This is a genomic window from Paracoccus ravus (assembly GCF_004522175.1).
Classification (GTDB): Bacteria; Pseudomonadota; Alphaproteobacteria; order Rhodobacterales; family Rhodobacteraceae; genus Paracoccus; species Paracoccus ravus.
Map to the genome: position 1 here is coordinate 1 of NZ_SDEB01000081.1, position 1,323 is coordinate 1,323.

The following is a 1,323-nucleotide window of genomic DNA, read 5'->3' on the forward strand; positions in this document are numbered from 1 at the left end:
CAGGGCTTTCCCAGAAGATCCTTCAGAACCACATTGTCGAGCATGACATCTGCCACTAGGCGCTTCAGCTTGGCGTTCTCGGCCTCGAGCTGCTTGAGACGATTGGCATCGGACAGGTCCATTCCGCCATACTTGGCCTTCAGCTTGTAGAACGTCGCAGGGCTCAGCCCATGCTTGCGCCACAGCTCAGCCGTCGGCAAGCCGGCCTCCTGCTCTTTGAGCATCCCGATAATCTGCGCCTCAGTGAAACGGCTTTTCCTCATCTCGTCTGCTCCTTCAGGTTGGGCACACTCTACATCAGACCGAGGGAACTTCCGGGGGGAAGGTCAAACTGCGTAACCGTATTCGCCATCCTCTCGGTTTGATGGCGTTCGATGGCTCATTCCAGGACATCCGGATCGCGGTTGTGGACCGGCTTAAGGGCTTCCCCGAGGCGATCACCGCCGCCTTTCCCGAGGCCATGGTTCGGACTTCCAGCTTGCATCTGGTGCGCCACAGCCTGAACTTCTGCTCGTGGAAGGTAGCAGCCGACCTGCGCCGGATTTACGGGGCCGCGACGGCCGAAATGGCCGCTGCCGAGCGAAATGCCTTCGAGGAAAAAGGGGCCGGGAAATATCCATCCATCGCCCCGGCCTAGCGGCGTGCCAGGAGGTGATCCCATTCTTCGCCTTCGATCCGGCAATCCGGCAAGGCGGATTTTGTCCATACGACCAATGGGATCGAAAGCCTGAATCGCGTGATCCGAAAATCGACCAAGACCCGAGCCTCGTTCCCTACCGACGTCGCGGCCACGAAGTTGATCTATCTGGCGATCCGCAGCTTCGAATTTGCAGCCCGAAATCAGTGCGCCATACTCTTCGGCGAGCGCTACGCCGCTTTGAGTATCTGAAACTGCATGGGCCGGGTCAGATAGACAGAGTTCCAGACATTCCCCGAGAAACCAACGAAGCAGCAGATGATCATGCATCTGCTGCATAAGTAAGCGCTTGGGACGAACCGGACAGAATGTGCAACAGGCTCGTGCGGATCAAAGTACCCGTGTAAAGCGTCTCAACCTCGGCGCCGAGACCCGCCAGCTTTCATCTACAACCTGCCCGTATCTTTCGCATTTGATGCCGCGCCGGGCCTCCTCCAGATCGACAGACTGCACTGAGGCGCGTTCACCCGGTCCATCCCGCGCAGTTTCAGATCCGCAACTGCCTAGGGTCCGTGGACATTCAGGATTCCCATCCTGCGTGATTTCTGATTCAGGCTTCCCAAAGGGAGTTCTGAATGGACGAGCAGCGGTTTGTGATGACGGATGAGGTTTGGGCGCGCCTTGAA

General features: G+C 58.0%; 1 protein-coding gene and 1 pseudogene. One reads left to right on the forward strand and one right to left on the reverse strand.

All coding sequences use genetic code 11. From position 1 onward, the window contains the following. The coding region (locus tag ESZ60_RS20580) for a transposase (protein ID WP_134682498.1) at positions 1–263 on the reverse strand (263 nt) is incomplete at its 3' end. Positions 264–364: 101 nt separating this feature from the next. On the opposite strand from ESZ60_RS20580, the pseudogene ESZ60_RS20585 reads away from it, so the two are divergent. Further along, positions 365–889 (forward strand): annotated as a pseudogene (locus ESZ60_RS20585) (transposase). Positions 890–1,323: the final 434 nt, after the last annotated feature.